This window comes from Sutcliffiella halmapala (genome assembly GCF_002019665.1).
GTDB lineage: Bacteria > Bacillota > Bacilli > Bacillales > Bacillaceae_I > Sutcliffiella_A > Sutcliffiella_A halmapala.
The window spans coordinates 79,688-100,563 of sequence record NZ_KV917375.1 but is presented as its reverse complement, the minus strand read 5'-3'; the positions used below and the strand labels follow the sequence as shown (position 1 = coordinate 100,563).

At 40.3% G+C, this 20,876-nt stretch carries 11 protein-coding genes and 3 rRNA genes; 13 read left to right on the top strand and 1 reads right to left on the bottom strand.

What is annotated here, in order from left to right; translation table 11 throughout:
- Window positions 1-149: 149 nt before the first annotated feature.
- From dnaA to rrf, 11 genes are all read left to right on the top strand, one after another.
- Window positions 150-1,496 carry a chromosomal replication initiator protein DnaA gene (gene dnaA / locus BK580_RS00475; protein WP_078378435.1) on the top strand — a complete coding sequence of 449 codons (1,347 nt, stop codon included), beginning with the start codon at window positions 150-152 and terminating at the stop codon, window positions 1,494-1,496.
- Window positions 1,497-1,681: 185 nt separating this feature from the next.
- Complete coding sequence (gene dnaN / locus BK580_RS00470) at window positions 1,682-2,818, top strand: DNA polymerase III subunit beta (protein ID WP_078378434.1); 1,137 nt, start codon at window positions 1,682-1,684, stop codon at window positions 2,816-2,818.
- 150 nt (window positions 2,819-2,968) lie between these two features.
- Window positions 2,969-3,187, top strand: coding sequence for a S4 domain-containing protein YaaA (gene yaaA, locus BK580_RS00465; RefSeq protein WP_078378433.1), 219 nt, complete (start codon window positions 2,969-2,971; stop codon window positions 3,185-3,187).
- Between the two features lie 15 nt (window positions 3,188-3,202).
- Window positions 3,203-4,324, top strand: coding sequence for a DNA replication/repair protein RecF (gene recF, locus BK580_RS00460; protein WP_078378432.1), 1,122 nt, complete (start codon window positions 3,203-3,205; stop codon window positions 4,322-4,324).
- Between the two features lie 10 nt (window positions 4,325-4,334).
- The gene (gene remB, locus BK580_RS00455; RefSeq protein ID WP_078378431.1) at window positions 4,335-4,589 is read left to right on the top strand and encodes an extracellular matrix regulator RemB; all 255 of its coding nucleotides are present in this window, start codon (window positions 4,335-4,337) and stop codon (window positions 4,587-4,589) included.
- A 77-nt stretch (window positions 4,590-4,666) separates the two neighbouring features.
- Window positions 4,667-6,589: a DNA topoisomerase (ATP-hydrolyzing) subunit B gene (gyrB, locus tag BK580_RS00450; protein ID WP_078382592.1), complete on the top strand. Its 1,923-nt coding sequence runs from the start codon at window positions 4,667-4,669 to the stop codon at window positions 6,587-6,589.
- A gap of 187 nt (window positions 6,590-6,776) precedes the next feature.
- Entirely contained in the window at window positions 6,777-9,278 is a 2,502-nt protein-coding gene (gyrA, locus tag BK580_RS00445) for a DNA gyrase subunit A (protein ID WP_078378430.1), read from the top strand.
- A gap of 83 nt (window positions 9,279-9,361) precedes the next feature.
- Window positions 9,362-10,432 (top strand): HD-GYP domain-containing protein, encoded by a 1,071-nt coding sequence (locus BK580_RS00440; RefSeq protein WP_078378429.1) that lies wholly within the window; start codon window positions 9,362-9,364, stop codon window positions 10,430-10,432.
- Between the two features lie 814 nt (window positions 10,433-11,246).
- Window positions 11,247-12,796: ribosomal RNA gene (locus BK580_RS00435) — 16S ribosomal RNA — on the top strand.
- 235 nt (window positions 12,797-13,031) lie between these two features.
- Window positions 13,032-15,963, top strand: a 23S ribosomal RNA gene (locus tag BK580_RS00430).
- An 80-nt stretch (window positions 15,964-16,043) separates the two neighbouring features.
- Window positions 16,044-16,160, top strand: a 5S ribosomal RNA gene (rrf, locus tag BK580_RS00425).
- Together the 16S, 23S and 5S rRNA genes form the textbook arrangement of a ribosomal RNA operon.
- Window positions 16,161-16,806: 646 nt before the next feature.
- On the opposite strand, the gene BK580_RS00420 is transcribed toward rrf, so the two are convergent.
- Window positions 16,807-17,772 carry a YaaC family protein gene (locus BK580_RS00420; protein ID WP_078378428.1) on the bottom strand — a complete coding sequence of 322 codons (966 nt, stop codon included), beginning with the start codon at window positions 17,770-17,772 and terminating at the stop codon, window positions 16,807-16,809.
- Between the two features lie 144 nt (window positions 17,773-17,916).
- On the opposite strand from BK580_RS00420, the gene guaB reads away from it, so the two are divergent.
- Together guaB and BK580_RS00410 are read left to right on the top strand one after the other, a co-directional pair.
- A complete protein-coding gene (gene guaB, locus BK580_RS00415) occupies window positions 17,917-19,383 on the top strand; it encodes an IMP dehydrogenase (protein WP_078378427.1) in 1,467 nt (488 codons plus the stop codon).
- Between the two features lie 125 nt (window positions 19,384-19,508).
- Window positions 19,509-20,876: a D-alanyl-D-alanine carboxypeptidase family protein gene (locus BK580_RS00410; RefSeq protein ID WP_235863969.1), complete on the top strand. Its 1,368-nt coding sequence runs from the start codon at window positions 19,509-19,511 to the stop codon at window positions 20,874-20,876.

Below are 20,876 nucleotides of genomic sequence, written 5' to 3'. Positions count from 1 at the left end.
GATTCATACACAAAGTTTTATTGCTTCATAGCATTTTTTCTAATTATTAAGGATAATTTTTCAGGAATTTATCGAATAGGTACATTCGTTATAGCTCATAACAAAAGTATTAAAGAAAATAGCCTGAAAAAGAGAAAGGGGGATAAAAGTTGAAAAATATTTCGGATTTGTGGCTAAAAGCATTAAATGAAATTGAGAAAAAAATCAGTAAACCTAGCTTTGAAACATGGTTAAAATCTACAAAAGCCCATTCTCTTCAAGGTGACAACCTTGTTATTACAGCACCAAATGAATTTGCTCGAGACTGGCTTGAATCTAGGTATTCCAATTTAATTGGAGAAACCATTACTGATATAACAGGAGAAGAGCTAACTATTAAATTTATTATTCCTCAAAATCAATCGGATGAGGATTTAGAGTTAAAAACTCCTCCAGCTAAGATCAGAAAAGATGATGATTCAATTGAGATACCACAAAATATGTTAAACCCTAAATATACATTTGATACGTTTGTTATCGGTTCTGGAAACAGATTTGCTCATGCGGCTTCTTTAGCTGTTGCAGAAGCGCCTGCTAAAGCATACAACCCGCTTTTTATATATGGGGGAGTTGGACTAGGAAAAACTCACTTAATGCATGCGATTGGCCATTATGTAATCGAACATAATCCTGGAGCAAAAGTTGTTTATTTGTCATCTGAAAAATTTACGAACGAATTTATTAATTCCATCAGGGACAATAAAGCCGTAAATTTCCGAAATAAATATCGCAGTGTAGATGTCCTACTAATCGATGATATTCAATTTCTTGCTGGAAAAGAACAAACGCAAGAAGAGTTCTTCCATACATTTAATACGTTACATGAAGAGAGTAAACAAATTGTTATTTCCAGTGATCGACCACCAAAAGAGATACCAACACTAGAGGATCGTTTACGTTCCCGATTTGAATGGGGACTTATTACTGACATTACACCTCCTGACTTGGAAACACGTATAGCAATTTTACGTAAAAAAGCAAAAGCAGAAGGTCTAGATATCCCAAATGAAGTAATGCTATACATCGCGAATCAAATAGATTCCAATATTAGAGAACTAGAGGGTGCGCTTATTCGAGTTGTAGCCTATTCGTCATTAATTAACAAAGATATCAATGCAGACCTTGCTGCTGAAGCTTTAAAAGATATTATTCCAAGCTCTAAGCCAAGAGTAGTTACCATCCATGATATCCAACGTACTGTCGGTGAAGAATATAATGTAAAATTAGAAGATTTTAAAGCAAAAAAGCGAACAAAATCTGTTGCGTTCCCTAGACAAATAGCGATGTATTTATCTCGAGAACTTACAGATTTCTCCCTCCCAAAAATCGGAGAAGAATTTGGAGGAAGAGACCATACAACTGTTATTCATGCACATGAAAAAATCTCTAATCTCGTAAAAACAGACACAAGTTTACAAAAACAAATACAAGCAATCTCAGAACAACTGAAAAATTAATAAACAAGCGCAGTGAATAGTGTGTATAACTAGACCATGGTTAATAACAGTTTGTCCACATGTTAATAACTACGGTCACATAGATAAATATCACTTATCCACAAATTCACAGCCCCTACTAGTACTTCTACTATCTTTTATTAATAAATATATATAAAAAGACCTGCAATTAAAGGAGGATCACGATGAAATTTATTATCCAACGAGACAAGCTAGTTCAAAGTGTTCAAGATGTATTAAAGGCTGTCTCTTCACGTACAACGATCCCAATATTAACCGGTATAAAAATTGTCGCAACAGAAGAAGGAGTAACCTTAACTGGTAGTGATTCAGATATTTCTATTGAATCTTTTATTCCTTGTGAAGAAGAAGATAAAGAAAATGTACAAATACTATCACCAGGAAGTGTTGTTCTTCAAGCACGTTTCTTTAGTGAGATCATAAAAAAATTACCAATGGATACCGTGGAAATCGACGTTCAAAATCAGTTTGTTACGCTTATTCGTTCTGGTAAATCAGAATTTAATCTTAATGGCTTAGATGCAGCTGAATACCCTCATCTTCCACAAATTGAAGAAGATAGTGTATTTAGAATGCCAACAGACCTATTGAAAAATATTATTCGACAAACAGTATTTGCGGTGTCCACCTCAGAAACACGACCTATCTTGACAGGTGTAAACTGGAAGCTTGAAAACCATGAATTAATCTGTATTGCAACAGATAGTCATAGACTTGCGTTAAGAAAAGCAAAAATTGATGCGGAAAACAATTTAGCCTGTAATGTCGTAATTCCAGGGAAAAGCTTAAATGAGTTAAACAAAATATTGGATGATTCCAATGAAGTGCTAGACATCGTTATCACGGAAAACCAAGTATTATTTAAAGCCAAAAACATTTTATTTTTCTCTCGTTTACTTGATGGGAATTACCCTGACACATCTCGTTTAATACCTTCAGAGAGTAAAACAGAAATAACCGTTTCTACAAAGGAATTTTTACAAGCTATTGACCGTGCATCTTTACTTGCACGTGAAGGAAGAAATAATGTCGTAAAACTAGCAACATTAGAAGAAAGTTCTCTTGAAATCTCATCCAATTCTCCTGAAGTAGGGAAAGTAGTAGAGCAAGTCCAAGGAAACACGATAGAGGGAGAGGAATTAAAAATTTCCTTTAGTGCAAAATATATGATGGATGCTTTAAAAGCTTTAGAAGGTAATGAAATTTTGATAAACTTTACTGGAGCTATGAGACCGTTTTTAATACGCACCATTCACGATGATTCTATGTTACAGTTAATTTTACCTGTAAGAACTTATTAATTTAGAAATCACCATTATTTTCGATACTATAGATGGCCTGAACAACAATTCATTCAGAAAGCTACTAGCGTCATAGCGCGGTAGCTTTCTTTTCTATATGAACAAGTTTTAGTACAATAAGAAAAAAGACTACACGAAAGTGAGCGAGACATGATGAAGGAAATTCAAATTTCTACGGAAATAATTACGCTCGGTCAGTTCTTGAAACTTGCCGATGTTATACAGTCAGGTGGAATGGCAAAATGGTTTCTTCAAGAATATGAGGTAAAAGTGAACGGTGAGCTCGATTCAAGAAGAGGAAGAAAGTTAAGAGATCAAGATGTGATTGAAATTGATGGCTTTGGTAGTTTTATCATTGTCTCTTCTTAAAGTTGGTGAATTGTATTGTATATTGAAAAGTTGTCTCTAAGGCATTACCGCAACTATCAAAGCTTAGAAACTACTTTTGAAAACGGGGTAAATGTCATATTGGGTGAAAATGCACAAGGAAAGACTAATGTGATGGAATCCATATATGTACTAGCTATGGCAAAGTCTCATCGTACTTCTAACGATAAAGATCTTATCAGTTGGGAGGAAGAGTATGCTAAAATAGAAGGTAGGATACATAAGAGAACAGGACCGTTACCATTACAGCTCGTTATTTCGAAAAAAGGAAAAAAAGCAAAGAGCAATCATTTAGAACAATCAAAACTAAGTCAATATATTGGGAATATGAATATCGTCATGTTTGCTCCAGAGGATTTAACACTTGTAAAAGGCAGTCCTCAAGTAAGAAGGCGGTTTATTGATATGGAACTTGGTCAAGTTTCCCCTATTTACATGCATGATCTAGCGCGTTATCAAAAAGTATTGCAACAGCGTAACCATTATTTAAAACAACTTCAAACTCGAAAACAAAAAGATGAAACGATGCTCTTTGTGTTAACAGAACAGTTAATAGAATTAGCAGCTAAAGTGACAATAAAACGTCTTGAGTTTGTACAATTATTACAAAAATGGGCGCAGCCGATACATAAAAGCATTAGTAGAGGGTTAGAAGAATTGACTATTATATATAAACCATCTGTTGAGCATGTATCAGAACTCTCAAATTTGTCGAAAATGGTAGAAGCATTTAACGACAAATTTGATAAAATAAAAGATAGAGAAATTGAAAGAGGCGTCACATTATTTGGCCCACATCGCGATGACTTACTCTTTCTAGTGAACGGAAAAGAAGTGCAAACATTTGGATCTCAAGGTCAACAAAGAACAACAGCTCTTTCTTTAAAGTTGGCAGAAATAGACCTTATCTATTCGGTGATTGGAGAATACCCCATTTTATTACTAGATGATGTATTATCAGAATTAGATGATTATAGACAATCCCACTTGTTAAATACGATACAAGGCAAAGTACAAACATTCGTAACAACAACAAGTGTTGATGGTATAGACCACGAAACGCTTAAGCAAGCAGCTACGTATGAGGTTGTCTCTGGTTCTTTAAAGAAATTGAACTGAGGTGAATGACATGTATTTGCATATTGGAGAAGAGGTCATGGTACGAGCTTCTAATATTATTGCCATCTTAGACAGAAGGTTATTGAAGTCAAATTGGCAAAGCAACTTGCCCACAGCTGCAACTAATACTATCAAAAACATTAGTAAGCATGATGTGAAATCAGTTGTAATCACAGATGAGATTATATATTTTTCTCCTCTAGCCTCCACCACCTTAAAGAAAAGAATGGATACCTCATTGGAGGAAATTTTTCTTAAGATATAGCGAAAGGGCATTAAGATGATCGCTCTGTAGCAGAAAATGCTGTTTTGAAATAAAAAGTGAAGGTGATAGATATGGCGATGGATCAAAAAGAAATGCAAGAAAATACGTATGATGAGAGCCAGATACAAGTACTCGAAGGATTAGAAGCTGTTCGGAAAAGACCAGGTATGTACATTGGCTCTACAAGTGCGAAAGGCCTCCACCATTTAGTTTGGGAAATTGTCGATAATAGTATCGATGAGGCATTGGCAGGATATTGTTCGGAAATCAATGTCATTGTTGAACAAGATAATAGTATTACTGTTAAAGACAATGGACGTGGGATTCCAGTAGGGATTCATGAGAAAATGGGACGTCCAGCAGTAGAGGTTATTATGACAGTTCTTCATGCCGGAGGAAAATTTGGCGGTGGAGGATATAAAGTTTCTGGAGGCCTCCATGGAGTAGGTGCTTCTGTTGTAAACGCACTTTCCTCAAAACTTGAAATTTTCGTTCACCGTGATGGTAGCATTCATTATCAAGAGTTTAATAAAGGTGTTCCGAAAGAAGACCTGAAAATTATTGGGGAAACAGAAGTTACAGGAACCACCATTCATTTCGTACCGGATACAGAAATTTTTACAGAAGTTACAGAATATGATTACGACACATTAGCACACCGTCTTCGTGAATTAGCATTCCTTAACAGAGGTATCCGCATTACGATTGATGATAAAAGAGAAGAAGGTAAGAAAAATGAGTACTATTATGAAGGTGGAATTGCTTCATATGTAGAGCATTTAAACCGAACTAAAGAAGTGATTCATGAGGAAGTAGTGTTTGTAGAAGGAGAAAGAGATGGAATCTCCATCGAAGTAGCTTTACAGTACAATGAAAGCTATACAAGCAACCTTTACTCTTTTGCAAATAACATAAGCACCTACGAAGGTGGAACACATGAATCAGGATTCAAAACAGCCCTTACGAGAGTAATTAACGACTATGCACGGAAAAATAATATATTTAAAGATGCAGATAGTAATTTAACGGGCGAAGATGTTCGTGAAGGATTAACTGCGATTGTGTCTATTAAACATCCAGATCCTCAATTTGAAGGACAAACGAAAACAAAGCTAGGAAACAGTGAAGCTAGAACGGTTACCGATTCTGTTTTTACAGAAAAATTCGAAGGTTTCTTACTCGAAAACCCATCTGCTGCAAGAAAAATCGTTGATAAAGGTCTAATGGCTTCTCGCGCTAGAATGGCAGCAAAAAAGGCGAGAGAGTTAACTAGAAGAAAAAGTGCTCTTGAAATCTCAGGTTTACCTGGGAAATTAGCGGACTGTTCCTCTAAAGATCCGGCTATAAGCGAATTATATGTGGTAGAGGGAGACTCGGCTGGTGGATCTGCAAAGCAAGGACGTGACCGCCATTTCCAAGCTATTCTACCGCTACGTGGAAAAATTATAAATGTAGAAAAGGCAAGATTAGATAAAATTCTTTCTAACAATGAGATTCGTGCGATTATAACGGCGCTAGGTACCGGAATAGGTGAAGAATTTGATATCTCCAGAGCCCGTTACCATAAAATTGTTATTATGACAGATGCGGATGTCGATGGCGCCCACATCCGTACACTCCTATTAACGTTCTTTTATCGTTACATGCGTCAAATTATTGAACATGGCTATATTTATATTGCTCAACCACCATTATATAAAGTTCAGCAGGGCAAGAAGATAGAATATGCATACAATGATCGTCAATTAGAAGAAGTACTAGCTACCATGTCCGAGCAACCCAAAGCTGGCATTCAGCGTTATAAAGGACTTGGAGAGATGAATCCTGGGCAGCTATGGGAAACAACGATGGATCCAGGAACAAGAACTTTGCTTCAGGTAAGTCTGCAAGATGCGATAGAAGCAGATGAAACATTCGAAATCCTAATGGGGGATAAAGTAGAGCCAAGAAGAAACTTTATTCAAGATAATGCCCGTTATGTGAAAAACCTAGATATTTAATAGTATTCGATCATATAAATCATGATTTTTAAAACACATATCAAAAGAAATGCTAACCCTTGGAAGTAATTAACCAAGGGGGAGCAGCTTTTGTATGTCGCGCGTTTGCCTGGGTAGTTTGTTTATCCTGTGGGTTACATAGAGCGAATTCAGTAAGAAACTGAATTTCGCAAGGAGGTTCATATTTATGTCAGAGAGGTCCTCTCAAGTTAAAGAAATTAATATTAGTCAGGAAATGAAAACGTCTTTCCTAGATTATGCAATGAGCGTTATCGTATCTCGTGCACTTCCAGATGTTCGTGATGGTTTAAAGCCAGTTCATCGTCGTATTCTATATGCGATGAATGATTTAGGAATGACTGCCGATAAAGCCTATAAAAAGTCTGCCCGTATCGTTGGAGAAGTTATCGGTAAGTATCACCCACATGGTGATTCAGCGGTGTATGACACGATGGTTCGTATGGCGCAAGATTTCAACTTCCGTTACATGCTAATTGATGGTCACGGGAACTTTGGTTCAGTCGATGGAGATGCAGCGGCAGCCATGCGTTACACAGAGGCAAGAATGTCCAAGATCTCAATGGAGATTTTACGTGATATTAATAAAGACACTATTGACTATCAAGATAACTATGATGGTTCTGAAAGAGAACCAGTTGTGCTTCCGGCGAGATTCCCAAACCTTCTTGTAAATGGTGCTTCTGGTATCGCTGTAGGGATGGCAACCAACATTCCACCCCATCAGCTAGGGGAAATTATTGATGGAGTTCTAGCTGTAAGTAAAGATCCTGATATTACGATTCCAGAGCTTATGGAAATCATACCAGGTCCAGACTTTCCAACAGCAGGGCAAATTCTAGGTAGAAGTGGTATTCGCCGTGCATATGAAACAGGACGAGGTTCCATTACAATACGTGCCCTTGTAGAGATTGAGCAAAAACCAAATGGTAGAGAGGTTATCCTTGTTCATGAATTACCATACCAGGTCAATAAAGCAAGACTAATTGAAAAAATTGCTGATCTTGTTCGTGATAAGAAAATAGAGGGTATCTCGGATCTACGTGATGAGTCTGACCGTAATGGAATGCGCATCGTGATAGAAGTGAAAAAAGATGCCAATGCTAATGTCTTATTAAACAATCTATACAAACAAACATCCTTACAAACTAGCTTCGGAATTAATATGTTAGCTTTGGTGAACGGCGAGCCAAAAGTTTTAAACCTAAAACAATGTTTATATCATTACTTAGAGCATCAAAAAATAGTAATTAAGCGTCGTACTGCTTTTGAGCTGCGTAAAGCTGAAGCGAGAGCGCATATTTTAGAAGGCTTACGTATTGCTCTCGATCATTTGGATGCAGTTATTACATTAATCCGTAGCTCCCAAACTGCAGAAATAGCTAGAGAAGGTTTAATGACAGAATTTACTTTATCAGAAAAACAAGCTCAGGCCATTTTAGATATGCGCCTACAGCGTTTAACTGGTTTAGAGCGTGAGAAAATTGAAGAAGAGTACCAAGGGCTTATGCAGATAATTGCCGAATTAAAAGCAATACTTGCTGATGAAGAAAAGGTACTAGAAATTATCCGTGAAGAGTTAATCGAAGTTAAAGAACGCTTTAATGATAACCGTCGTACAGAAATTATGGTTGGAGGTTTAGAAGCAATCGAGGATGAGGATCTAATTCCGCGCCAAAACGTTGTTATTACCTTAACGCATAATGGATACATTAAACGTCTGCCACTCTCTACATACCGTAGTCAGAGAAGAGGAGGACGTGGTGTACAAGGGATGGGTACGAATGAAAACGATTTTGTAGAGCATCTCTTAACAACTTCTACTCACGATACGCTTTTATTCTTTACAAACAAAGGAAAAGTATACCGTGCAAAAGGTTATGAAATTCCAGAATACAGTCGTACAGCAAAAGGGATTCCAATTATTAACCTTCTTGAAGTTGAAAAAGGAGAATGGATAAATGCCATTATTCCTGTGGAAGAATTTGTAGATGATTGGTACTTATTCTTTACAACAAAACATGGTATTTCAAAACGTTCACCATTATCTCAATTTGCAAACATCCGAAAAGGTGGTCTAATCGCACTTGGACTCCGTGATAACGATGAGTTAATCTCCGTTAAAATGACGGATGGAACAAAGGAAATGATTATTGGTACGAAAAAAGGAATGCTCATTCGTTTCCATGAAACTGATGTACGTTCAATGGGTAGAACCGCAACAGGTGTAAAAGGAATTACCATTTCTGAAAACGATGAAGTTGTTGGAATGGAATTACTCGAAGAAGATTTGGATGTATTAGTTGTTACGAAAAACGGTTATGGCAAACGAACTCCTGCTGAGGAATATCGCATTCAAAGTCGTGGTGGTAAAGGAATAAAAACATGTAATATCACCGAGCGAAACGGAGAACTTGTAGCGGTGAAAACTGTCACAACAGATGAAGATTTAATGCTTATCACAGCTAGTGGTGTATTAATTCGTATGTCTGTAGATGGAATTTCGCAAATGGGACGTAACACGCAAGGTGTTAAATTAATTCGTTTAGCAGACACTGAATTTGTAACTACAGTGGCAAGAGTTGATAAAGAAGAAGAAGGAACAGACGACTTAGAATTAGAAGATCCTAATTTAGAAGAAGGAATTTCGAATGATGAGGTCGAAGAATAAGAAGTACAAATAGTCTACGTTCAAAGAGGAACACTCTATGTGTTCCTCTTTGTGTATTAAGAACTAAGGAGAGGAAAGCGTTTATGTTAGTGAAAACTGAGCAGCTGGTGGAAGGGTGTATTTTAGCGAAGGAAGTTAAATCTATTACTACTAAACCAATCATGACAAAACGAACAGTCCTTACTAGTCAACATATAGAAATTTTAGAGCTTTTTTTAATAGATGAAGTCGAAATAGAAGCTTTCCTTTCAAATGGTCAGCCATTCAATCCGCAACTTCTACCTATTAAGGAGGAGAATCGAAGAGAGGACTCCTTTTTGCAAATGTACTTTAAAGCAACTCAAAGTTATAAAAAGCTCTATCGTACTTGGCTATCTGGAGCACCAATTGATTATGCAGAAGTTCGTAACTCTATCATACCAATGATTGAAAAATCGCTGCTCTATCCCGAAGAAGTATTTACTGTTTATCATTATACAAATGAAGAAGAGTATATCTTCCATCATTCTGTAGCCGTATCCATCATCGCAGCATCTATCGCTAAGTCATTGGGATATAAAAAGAAAGACATTATTCAAGTAGGAATAGCTGGCTTTCTAATGGATTGTGGAATGTCTCGAATTGATCAGAAAATCATAAAGAATGTTGCGGTACTAAAAAAGGAAGAGTTCGATCAAATAAAAGAACATCCTATCTATAGTTACCAGATGGTCAGTAAACAGCCAGTTATACAGGATGAAATAAAACTTGCAGTGCTACAGCATCACGAACGATACGATAAAAGTGGCTATCCTTTTGGATTGTCTGAAGATAAAATACACCACTATACAAAGATCCTTGCAGTTGCAGATGTTTTTCATGCGATGACTTCTCCAAGAAAATATCGTAGTAAACAATCTCCTTTCAAAGTAATAGAACAATTAAAGCATGAAACTTTCGGTAAATATGACTTAGCGGTTGTGCAAGCTCTAACAAATAGTGTTTGTAAATTTAGCGTAGGAGCTAAATTGAGATTATCTAATAGAAAAATCGCAGAGGTAGTCTTCATAGATTCCAGAACTCCAACTAGACCAATGGTGAGAATAGTGGATACTGAGCAATTTATTACGCTAAACCAAGAAGTAGATTTATATGTGGAAGAGATTATAAAATAGTCTCTTCCACCAAGTGCATTTCTAAATATGATTTAAAAAAGGTCATGTTACCAGCTTGTGTAACTGACCTTTTTTATTTTGAAGGGAATCCTGAAAATAGAGTAGGTTACCTATTTCTACTCCTAGTAGATCTGGTGTAGGTGTTTGTGAGTGTCTGACTGAGGGCATGGATTATGACTATGACAGGAAGGAAAAGTAAGACCTCAGAGTGAGTGTCTGAGGCCATAGATTTTAAAAGAAAGGAAAAGCATGACCTCAGCAAAGGAAAAAGAAAGAAGGTAGTCAAGGAGCTTATATGAGTATCCCTAACCACGCTTCTTTTAGCAGGAGTCTCACACCTTGCACCACAATTTGCTCGGAAGACGGGTTAAAATGGAGGGAGTCGCTATTAGGATTGGTACTGTTAATCTTGGGGGCGTTTTTATAAGAGATAACACTTTAGTAGCTTGACCTTGATCCACCATCCGTAATACGTCCTCTAATCCCTTTTGTTTCCTCCAAAAAAACCTACATAAAAGAAACTTTAAAATATATTAAAAAAGTAATTGCATCGGGACAAACCCCGTGCTATAATCAATCAAGTCAGCAGCAAGAGCAACAAAACATTAACATTCTTCGAAAAAAGAATTTAAAAAAGATGTTGACACGGAATGATGAATAATGGTATATTGAAGAGGTCGCTTTTAGCGAAACTCAAATAAAAAGTTCTTTGAAAACTAAACAAAACAACAGCGTCCACGTTAATCTATAATGATTAACAAAGAACGAAAAAGTAACACAAGCTAGTTAAATTTTGAGCAAATGCTCAAACTCTTTATTGGAGAGTTTGATCCTGGCTCAGGACGAACGCTGGCGGCGTGCCTAATACATGCAAGTCGAGCGGACTTACAAAAGCTTGCTTTTGTAAGTTAGCGGCGGACGGGTGAGTAACACGTGGGCAACCTGCCCTTAAGACTGGGATAACTTCGGGAAACCGGAGCTAATACCGGATAATATAAAGAACCTCCTGGTTCTTTATTGAAAGATGGTTTCGGCTATCGCTTATGGATGGGCCCGCGGCGCATTAGCTAGTTGGTGAGGTAACGGCTCACCAAGGCAACGATGCGTAGCCGACCTGAGAGGGTGATCGGCCACACTGGGACTGAGACACGGCCCAGACTCCTACGGGAGGCAGCAGTAGGGAATCTTCCACAATGGACGAAAGTCTGATGGAGCAACGCCGCGTGAGTGATGAAGGCCTTCGGGTCGTAAAGCTCTGTTGTTAGGGAAGAACAAGTGCGAGAGTAACTGCTCGCACCTTGACGGTACCTAACCAGAAAGCCACGGCTAACTACGTGCCAGCAGCCGCGGTAATACGTAGGTGGCAAGCGTTGTCCGGAATTATTGGGCGTAAAGCGCGCGCAGGTGGTTTCTTAAGTCTGATGTGAAAGCCCACGGCTCAACCGTGGAGGGTCATTGGAAACTGGGGAACTTGAGTGCAGAAGAGGAAAGTGGAATTCCAAGTGTAGCGGTGAAATGCGTAGAGATTTGGAGGAACACCAGTGGCGAAGGCGACTTTCTGGTCTGTAACTGACACTGAGGCGCGAAAGCGTGGGGAGCAAACAGGATTAGATACCCTGGTAGTCCACGCCGTAAACGATGAGTGCTAAGTGTTAGAGGGTTTCCGCCCTTTAGTGCTGCAGCTAACGCATTAAGCACTCCGCCTGGGGAGTACGGTCGCAAGACTGAAACTCAAAGGAATTGACGGGGGCCCGCACAAGCGGTGGAGCATGTGGTTTAATTCGAAGCAACGCGAAGAACCTTACCAGGTCTTGACATCCTCTGCCAACCCTAGAGATAGGGCGTTCCCCTTCGGGGGACAGAGTGACAGGTGGTGCATGGTTGTCGTCAGCTCGTGTCGTGAGATGTTGGGTTAAGTCCCGCAACGAGCGCAACCCTTGATCTTAGTTGCCAGCATTCAGTTGGGCACTCTAAGGTGACTGCCGGTGACAAACCGGAGGAAGGTGGGGATGACGTCAAATCATCATGCCCCTTATGACCTGGGCTACACACGTGCTACAATGGACGGTACAAAGGGCAGCAAAACCGCGAGGTCGAGCCAATCCCAGAAAACCGTTCTCAGTTCGGATTGCAGGCTGCAACTCGCCTGCATGAAGCCGGAATCGCTAGTAATCGCGGATCAGCATGCCGCGGTGAATACGTTCCCGGGCCTTGTACACACCGCCCGTCACACCACGAGAGTTTGTAACACCCGAAGTCGGTGGGGTAACCTTTTGGAGCCAGCCGCCTAAGGTGGGACAGATGATTGGGGTGAAGTCGTAACAAGGTAGCCGTATCGGAAGGTGCGGCTGGATCACCTCCTTTCTAAGGAAAAAGACGCTGTTTGTTTTGTTTAGTTTTGAGAGAGCATTCTCTCAAATGATTATATACGCACTGAAATTCCTCCTTAATATGATGGAAATCAGTCGCTATGTATGTTCTTTGAAAACTAGATAACGTAAGTAATATCAAGATACATTCACAAGTATCGTTCATCTTAGTAATTTTCTTTTAGATAACATCGCTGTTATCGAAAAACACGACAATTAAGTTTGTCAACGGTTAAGTTATTAAGGGCGCACGGTGGATGCCTTGGCACTAGGAGCCGATGAAGGACGGGACTAACACCGATATGCTTCGGGGAGCTGTAAGTAAGCTTTGATCCGGAGATTTCCGAATGGGGAAACCCACTACTCGTAATGGAGTAGTATCTTTACCTGAATACATAGGGTACTGAAGGCAGACCCGGGGAACTGAAACATCTTAGTACCCGGAGGAAGAGAAAGCAAATGCGATTTCCTGAGTAGCGGCGAGCGAAACGGAATTAGCCCAAACCAAGAGGCTTGCCTCTTGGGGTTGTAGGACACTCAACATGGAGTTACAAAGGAACGGGGTAAATGAAGCGACCTGGAAAGGTCCGTCGTAGAAGGTAAAAACCCTGTAGTTGAAACTTCGTTCCCTCCTGAGTGGATCCTGAGTACGGCGGGACACGAGAAATCCCGTCGGAAGCAGGGAGGACCATCTCCCAAGGCTAAATACTCCCTAGTGACCGATAGTGAACCAGTACCGTGAGGGAAAGGTGAAAAGCACCCCGGAAGGGGAGTGAAATAGATCCTGAAACCGTGTGCCTACAAGTAGTTAGAGCCCGTTAATGGGTGATAGCGTGCCTTTTGTAGAATGAACCGGCGAGTTACGATCCCGTGCAAGGTTAAGTCGATGAGACGGAGCCGTAGCGAAAGCGAGTCTGAATAGGGCGAATGAGTACGTGGTCGTAGACCCGAAACCAGGTGATCTACCCATGTCCAGGGTGAAGTTCAGGTAACACTGAATGGAGGCCCGAACCGACTCACGTTGAAAAGTGAGCGGATGAGGTGTGGGTAGGGGTGAAATGCCAATCGAACCTGGAGATAGCTGGTTCTCTCCGAAATAGCTTTAGGGCTAGCCTCATATGTTAGAGTCTTGGAGGTAGAGCACTGATTGGACTAGGGGTCCTCATCGGATTACCGAATTCAGTCAAACTCCGAATGCCAAAGACTTATCTATGGGAGTCAGACTGCGAGTGATAAGATCCGTAGTCAAGAGGGAAACAGCCCAGACCGCCAGCTAAGGTCCCAAAGTATACGTTAAGTGGAAAAGGATGTGGAGTTGCTTAGACAACCAGGATGTTGGCTTAGAAGCAGCCACCATTTAAAGAGTGCGTAATAGCTCACTGGTCGAGTGACTCTGCGCCGAAAATGTACCGGGGCTAAACGTATCACCGAAGCTGCGGACTGTTCTTTGAACAGTGGTAGGAGAGCGTTCTAAGGGCGTTGAAGCTAGACCGGAAGGACTGGTGGAGCGCTTAGAAGTGAGAATGCCGGTATGAGTAGCGAAAGAAGGGTGAGAATCCCTTCCACCGAATGCCTAAGGTTTCCTGAGGAAGGCTCGTCCGCTCAGGGTTAGTCGGGACCTAAGCCGAGGCCGAAAGGCGTAGGCGATGGATAACAGGTTGATATTCCTGTACCACCTCCACTCCGTTTGAGCAATGGGGGGACGCAGAAGGATAGGGTAAGCGCGCTGTTGGATATGCGCGTCCAAGCAGCAAGGCTGAGAAGTAGGCAAATCCGCTTCTCATATAAGGCTGAGCTGTGATGGCGAGGGAAATATAGTACCGAAGTTCCTGATTTCACACTGCCAAGAAAAGCCTCTAGCGAGGAGTATGGTGCCCGTACCGCAAACCGACACAGGTAGGCGAGGAGAGAATCCTAAGGTGAGCGAGAGAACTCTGGTTAAGGAACTCGGCAAAATGACCCCGTAACTTCGGGAGAAGGGGTGCTCTGTTAGGGTGTTAAAGCCCGAGAGAGCCGCAGTGAATAGGCCCAGGCGACTGTTTAGCAAAAACACAGGTCTCTGCGAAGCCGTAAGGCGAAGTATAGGGGCTGACGCCTGCCCGGTGCTGGAAGGTTAAGGGGAGAGGTTAGCGCAAGCGAAGCTTTGAACCGAAGCCCCAGTAAACGGCGGCCGTAACTATAACGGTCCTAAGGTAGCGAAATTCCTTGTCGGGTAAGTTCCGACCCGCACGAAAGGCGTAACGATCTGGGCACTGTCTCAACCAGAGACTCGGTGAAATTATAGTACCTGTGAAGATGCAGGTTACCCGCGACAGGACGGAAAGACCCCGTGGAGCTTTACTGTAGCCTGATATTGAATTTTGGTACAGCTTGTACAGGATAGGTAGGAGCCTGAGAAGCCGGAGCGCTAGCTTCGGTGGAGGCGTCGGTGGGATACTACCCTGGCTGTATTGAAATTCTAACCCGCAGCCCTTATCGGGCTGGGAGACAGTGTCAGGTGGGCAGTTTGACTGGGGCGGTCGCCTCCTAAAGAGTAACGGAGGCGCCCAAAGGTTCCCTCAGAATGGTTGGAAATCATTCGTAGAGTGTAAAGGCACAAGGGAGCTTGACTGCGAGACCTACAAGTCGAGCAGGGACGAAAGTCGGGCTTAGTGATCCGGTGGTTCCGCATGGAAGGGCCATCGCTCAACGGATAAAAGCTACCCCGGGGATAACAGGCTTATCTCCCCCAAGAGTCCACATCGACGGGGAGGTTTGGCACCTCGATGTCGGCTCATCGCATCCTGGGGCTGTAGTCGGTCCCAAGGGTTGGGCTGTTCGCCCATTAAAGCGGTACGCGAGCTGGGTTCAGAACGTCGTGAGACAGTTCGGTCCCTATCCGTCGTGGGCGCAGGAAATTTGAGAGGAGCTGTCCTTAGTACGAGAGGACCGGGATGGACGCACCTCTGGTGTACCAGTTGTCTTGCCAAAGGCATAGCTGGGTAGCTACGTGCGGACGGGATAAGTGCTGAAAGCATCTAAGCATGAAGCCCCCCTCAAGATGAGATTTCCTTTAGCTTCGGCTAGTAAGATCCCTGAAAGATGATCAGGTAGATAGGTTCGAGGTGGAAGCGTGGCGACATGTGCAGCTGACGAATACTAATCGATCGAGGACTTAACCCAAAAACAATGAACGATACTAGTGAATCTTGATATGAAAATACGTTATCTAGTTTTGAAGGAACATCCTTCAACTTAATATGTCTGGTAATGATGGCGAAGAGGCCACACCCGTTCCCATACCGAACACGGAAGTTAAGCTCTTCAGCGCCGATGGTAGTTGGGGGCTGTCCCCCTGTGAGAGTAGGACGTTGCCAGGCAAATAGAGAAAAGATTAGTGCTGATGAGGCGCTAGTCTTTTTTTGTGTTGTCTGGATGTTGCAGTGGTGATTAGAAGTTCGGAATGAGGAAACGATGAATAAAAAAGATTGAGGTGAAGCTAGGAGGAGATGATAGAGAATTTGTTAAAAGAGCTTTTAGTAAAAAATAGACTCTAATAATGAATAGCAGACTGAACATGCCATCGGAAACGTCCTTCTAGTACACGAGGAACGGACAAGGCCGGGCTGACGAAGAGGGCTTATCAGGGGTTCCACAAGTTGATGATAGTTGAGCGTTACCCCCTTGTGTGAGAGTAGGACGTTGCCAGGCGAGTAGGGAAAAGATTAGTGCTGATAAGCTGCTAGTCTTTTTTTGTGTTGGCGTGAGGGCAAAGTCGAAAGGTAAACATGGATTTGCAGAGACAGTAAAGACTTAAGGAGTAGATTATAGAAGTACATTTTTAGAAAAGCCTAAGTCTAACCTATCTATGAAATTAGGCGATTTTCTTTAGAGAATTTCACGCTATCATAGGTTAAGGGGGGGGATACCGGGAACACGGGGCATAAGGAGGTTAAGAGGACTACAAGCGGCATGATCAATACCCAGCCCTCTTAAATAAGAATTTGAATTATTTTCTTCCTTACTTTAATCCAAATCAAAAGCCGACAATAAAAATGTATTTAAATAATAAGCAATCTTTTCAGAGGATATATTTAAAAATTCGGTTATGAGCGATAGGTCGCTGCTATTGAATGTATGTAGGAGCTCTCCCCACCATTCAGTTTCATAGCGACAGATCATACTTAAGTTGTAAAGCAGTAAGTAATGCACTAGTATTTCAGGTAAGAAAGTTAGGTATTCCTTTTTTCTTGGTAAAGATAGTGAAGAATTTTGATGGTTATAGAGAAGTGGCGAGTAACTTAAGGAATGATTGTTCTTTGTACCACTAAACGTTATGTGTTGGGGTTTGTCATTTGTTGCTACATATGTGTAAGAAGTATGAGATTGGAAATATTGGATAAATCTATCCTTTGTCATTTTATAGTCATCTAAAATAGAATAAGGGATATCAATAATTAAATCAGTTGTCAGTCCAACTTGAAAAAAAGGTACTTTATTTTTGGTTATTTTAATACTTTGTTCAAGCTCTGGGATGGAAAAGAGAAGATCTTGCATGGAATACTTAGTGCCTTCTATTTGTTTCACATGAAACATTTTGTCGCTAACATGCGAAAATAGTCCATTTTTCTGGATTTTCACTTCGTCTTGGATGAATTCATAGCTTTGTTTTTTTCTTTTTCTTGTTGATACTCCGTGTGCAAGTACTGCTGTTGATTCAGGATACAAAGGATCTACGGTGAGTAAACAAGCTTTAAGTAATTGAACCATTCCATAAAATAAAAGGACAGGTTTAATAGAGAGAGGTGATTTTTTAGCTTGTTGTAAGTAGGTTAGGCCATGTTCGATAAAATAAATGAAGCTATAGGCGTTATTGTAGCTTTTTTGTTCGGAATTATTGATATTTAATTTTTGGTAACTGCTTTTTAGTAATTTTTGGGCTGTTTCTACAGATTGAAAAGGATGGAATCGTTCTAGGTTGGAGTGTGTCATGTATTCTTCCACTTCCTTGTGTGAATTAGTTAATAACTAAATTTTTAGAAAAGTCCAACTTATATAAGTATCCTTGACAGTATTTTGTCCAGTTGATAATCTACTATAAATATATTCGAGAAATCTAAGGGGGAAATTTTTGTCATGTGGGAAAGTAAATTTGCAAAAGAAGGATTAACATTTGATGATGTATTATTGGTACCAGCTAAATCTGAAGTGTTACCGAGAGATGTGGATTTAAAGGTTAAGCTTACGGAGACGTTGCAATTAAACATTCCGATTATCAGTGCGGGGATGGATACTGTAACAGAAGCGGAAATGGCAATTGCAATGGCGAGACAAGGTGGATTAGGTATTATCCATAAAAATATGTCTATTGAGCAGCAAGCTGAGCAGGTGGATAAAGTAAAGCGTTCTGAGAGAGGCGTAATTACAGACCCATTTTTCCTAACACCAGAGCATCAAGTATTTGATGCGGAACATTTAATGGGCAAGTATAGAATTTCAGGTGTGCCAATTGTGAACAGCAAAGAAGAACAAAAGCTTGTCGGAATTCTTACTAACCGCGATTTACGTTTTATTCAGGATTTCTCTATCCCTATTTCCGATGTCATGACAAAAGACAATTTAGTAACTGCAGCTGTTGGTACAACTTTAGCTGATGCAGAAAGCATATTACAAAAATACAAAATTGAAAAACTCCCTCTAGTTGATGATGAAGGCATATTAAAAGGTCTAATTACGATAAAAGATATTGAAAAAGTTATTGAGTTTCCAAATTCCTCTAAAGATGAACAAGGCCGATTGTTAGTAGGAGCGGCTGTTGGCGTAACTGGAGATACCATGCTTCGTGTAGAGAAGTTGGTAGGAGCTAGCGTGGATGCGATTGTCGTAGATACAGCACATGGCCATTCACAAGGAGTATTGGATACAGTAAAGAAACTAAGAAGCTTATACCCTAAGTTAAATATTATTGCTGGAAATGTTGCTACTGCTGAAGCGACAAGAGATCTTATCGAAGCAGGAGCGAATGTAGTAAAGGTGGGAATCGGGCCTGGTTCAATTTGTACGACTCGAGTTGTAGCAGGGGTTGGAGTACCTCAAATAACAGCGGTATACGATTGTGCAACAGAAGCTCGCAAGCATGGTGTTTCTATTATTGCAGATGGCGGAATTAAATATTCAGGAGATATCGTAAAAGCAATTGCAGCAGGTGGACATGCAGTAATGCTTGGAAGCATGTTAGGCGGTGTGACAGAGAGTCCTGGGGAAACAGAAATATTCCAAGGTAGAAGATTTAAAGTATATCGTGGTATGGGTTCTGTTGGAGCAATGGAAAAAGGAAGTAAGGATCGTTATTTCCAAGAGGATAATAAGAAATTTGTTCCCGAAGGTATTGAGGGACGTATTCCTTATAAAGGACCGGTATCGGATACGATTTATCAACTTGTAGGTGGACTTCGTTCTGGTATGGGGTATTGTGGGACAAAAGATTTATTAAGCTTAAGAGAAAATGCTCAGTTTATTAAAATGACTGGTGCGGGTCTACGTGAGAGTCATCCACATGATGTTCAAATCACAAAAGAATCTCCCAACTATTCCATTTCATAACAATCTTCTAGTTGCTTAGTCATAGATGTGACAGAGAAAGAACAAGTCTTTCTCTGTCTATTTTTTTTGTATATAGTGTGTTAAAATAACGACTATGTGAAAAAGTTTCTGGAGGGTAATTTATCGTGACCAAAAAAAATATTCAACGTTTTATTGCTAGTTTATTAGCCATTACATTAGTAACTACGATTTTTTCCATACAAGATGTACAAGCAGAGGAAAAGGATCATTTAAATATAAATGCGGAAGCAGCCTTATTACTTGAACAAAGTACAGGGAAAATCATCTATCAGAAAAATATTGATACAGTATTAGGAATCGCTAGTATGACTAAAATGATGTCAGAATACTTAATCCTTGAAGCTGTAAGTGAAGGTAAATTAGAGTGGGATGATCAGTACAATGTGACTGAATATGTGCATACTGTTTCTCAGGATACAAGCTTATCTAATGTTCATCTACGAAGAGATGGTACGTATAATGCAAAAGAGCTTTATGAAGCAATGGCAATTTATTCAGCAAATGGAGCGACGATTGCATTAGCTGAGATGGTAGCAGGTTCAGAATCAAGCTTCGTTTCCATGATGAATGCAAAGGCAGAAGAGTTAGGACTAAAAGATTATAAATTTGTAAATTCGACAGGTTTAAATAACAGTGATTTATATGGTATGCATCCAGATGGTACGGCAAAGGATGAAGAAAATGTGATGTCAGCTCGTGCGACAGCACAATTAGCGTATCACTTATTAAAAGACTTCCCAGAGCTACTTGAGACATCCAGTATCCCTAAGAAGTCCTTTAGAGAAGGCACAGAAGATCAAATTGACATGTCTAACTGGAACTGGATGGTCCCTTCACTTATTAAAGGCTATGAAGGGGTAGACGGAATCAAAACAGGTTTTACTGATTTTGCCGGATATTCTTTTACTGGAACAGTGGAAAGAGAAGGAATGCGTTTTATTTCCGTGGTAATGAATGCGAAAAATGAAAATGGCAACCCAGATGTTGAGGCCCGTTTTGACGAAACCAGGAAGTTATTCGATTATGGTTATGCTAACTACGCCGTGAAAGAAATCTTCCCTGCTAAATACCAGATTGATGAAAACTCTAATTTGAAGGTATTAAAAGGGAAAGACAAAAGTGTAGATGTCGAAACAGATGAAGCATTAAAGGTATTAGTAAAACGTGGTGAGGAAGAGAATTTCGAGCCATTATATGTGTTTGATGAAAAAATTGTAAGTGAAGACAAAGAAATCACGGCTCCTTTTGAAGAAGGAATAAAAGTAGGATATATGACAGTGAATTACACTGGAGATAATGAAGATTTTGGCTACTTGTTTGATCAAGAAGTAGATGGTGCTCAGGCTGACCTTGTTACAAAAGAGGGTGTAGAAAAAGCGAACTGGTTTATCTTAACCATGCGTGGTATCGGCGGCTTTTTTGCAGATTTATGGTCAACTGTATCTAGTGCAGTAAAAGGATTATTTTCATAG

Coding starts and splice junctions, on each gene's coding strand:
- dnaN (WP_078378434.1), top strand. CDS start 1,682: ATGAAATTTATTATCCAACGAGACAAGCTAGTTCAAAGTGTTCAAGAT.
- BK580_RS00440 (WP_078378429.1), top strand. CDS start 9,362: ATGTTAGTGAAAACTGAGCAGCTGGTGGAAGGGTGTATTTTAGCGAAG.
- guaB (WP_078378427.1), top strand. CDS start 17,917: ATGTGGGAAAGTAAATTTGCAAAAGAAGGATTAACATTTGATGATGTA.
- remB (WP_078378431.1), top strand. CDS start 4,335: ATGTATTTGCATATTGGAGAAGAGGTCATGGTACGAGCTTCTAATATT.
- BK580_RS00420 (WP_078378428.1), bottom strand. CDS start 17,772: ATGACACACTCCAACCTAGAACGATTCCATCCTTTTCAATCTGTAGAA.
- yaaA (WP_078378433.1), top strand. CDS start 2,969: ATGATGAAGGAAATTCAAATTTCTACGGAAATAATTACGCTCGGTCAG.
- gyrB (WP_078382592.1), top strand. CDS start 4,667: ATGGATCAAAAAGAAATGCAAGAAAATACGTATGATGAGAGCCAGATA.
- gyrA (WP_078378430.1), top strand. CDS start 6,777: ATGTCAGAGAGGTCCTCTCAAGTTAAAGAAATTAATATTAGTCAGGAA.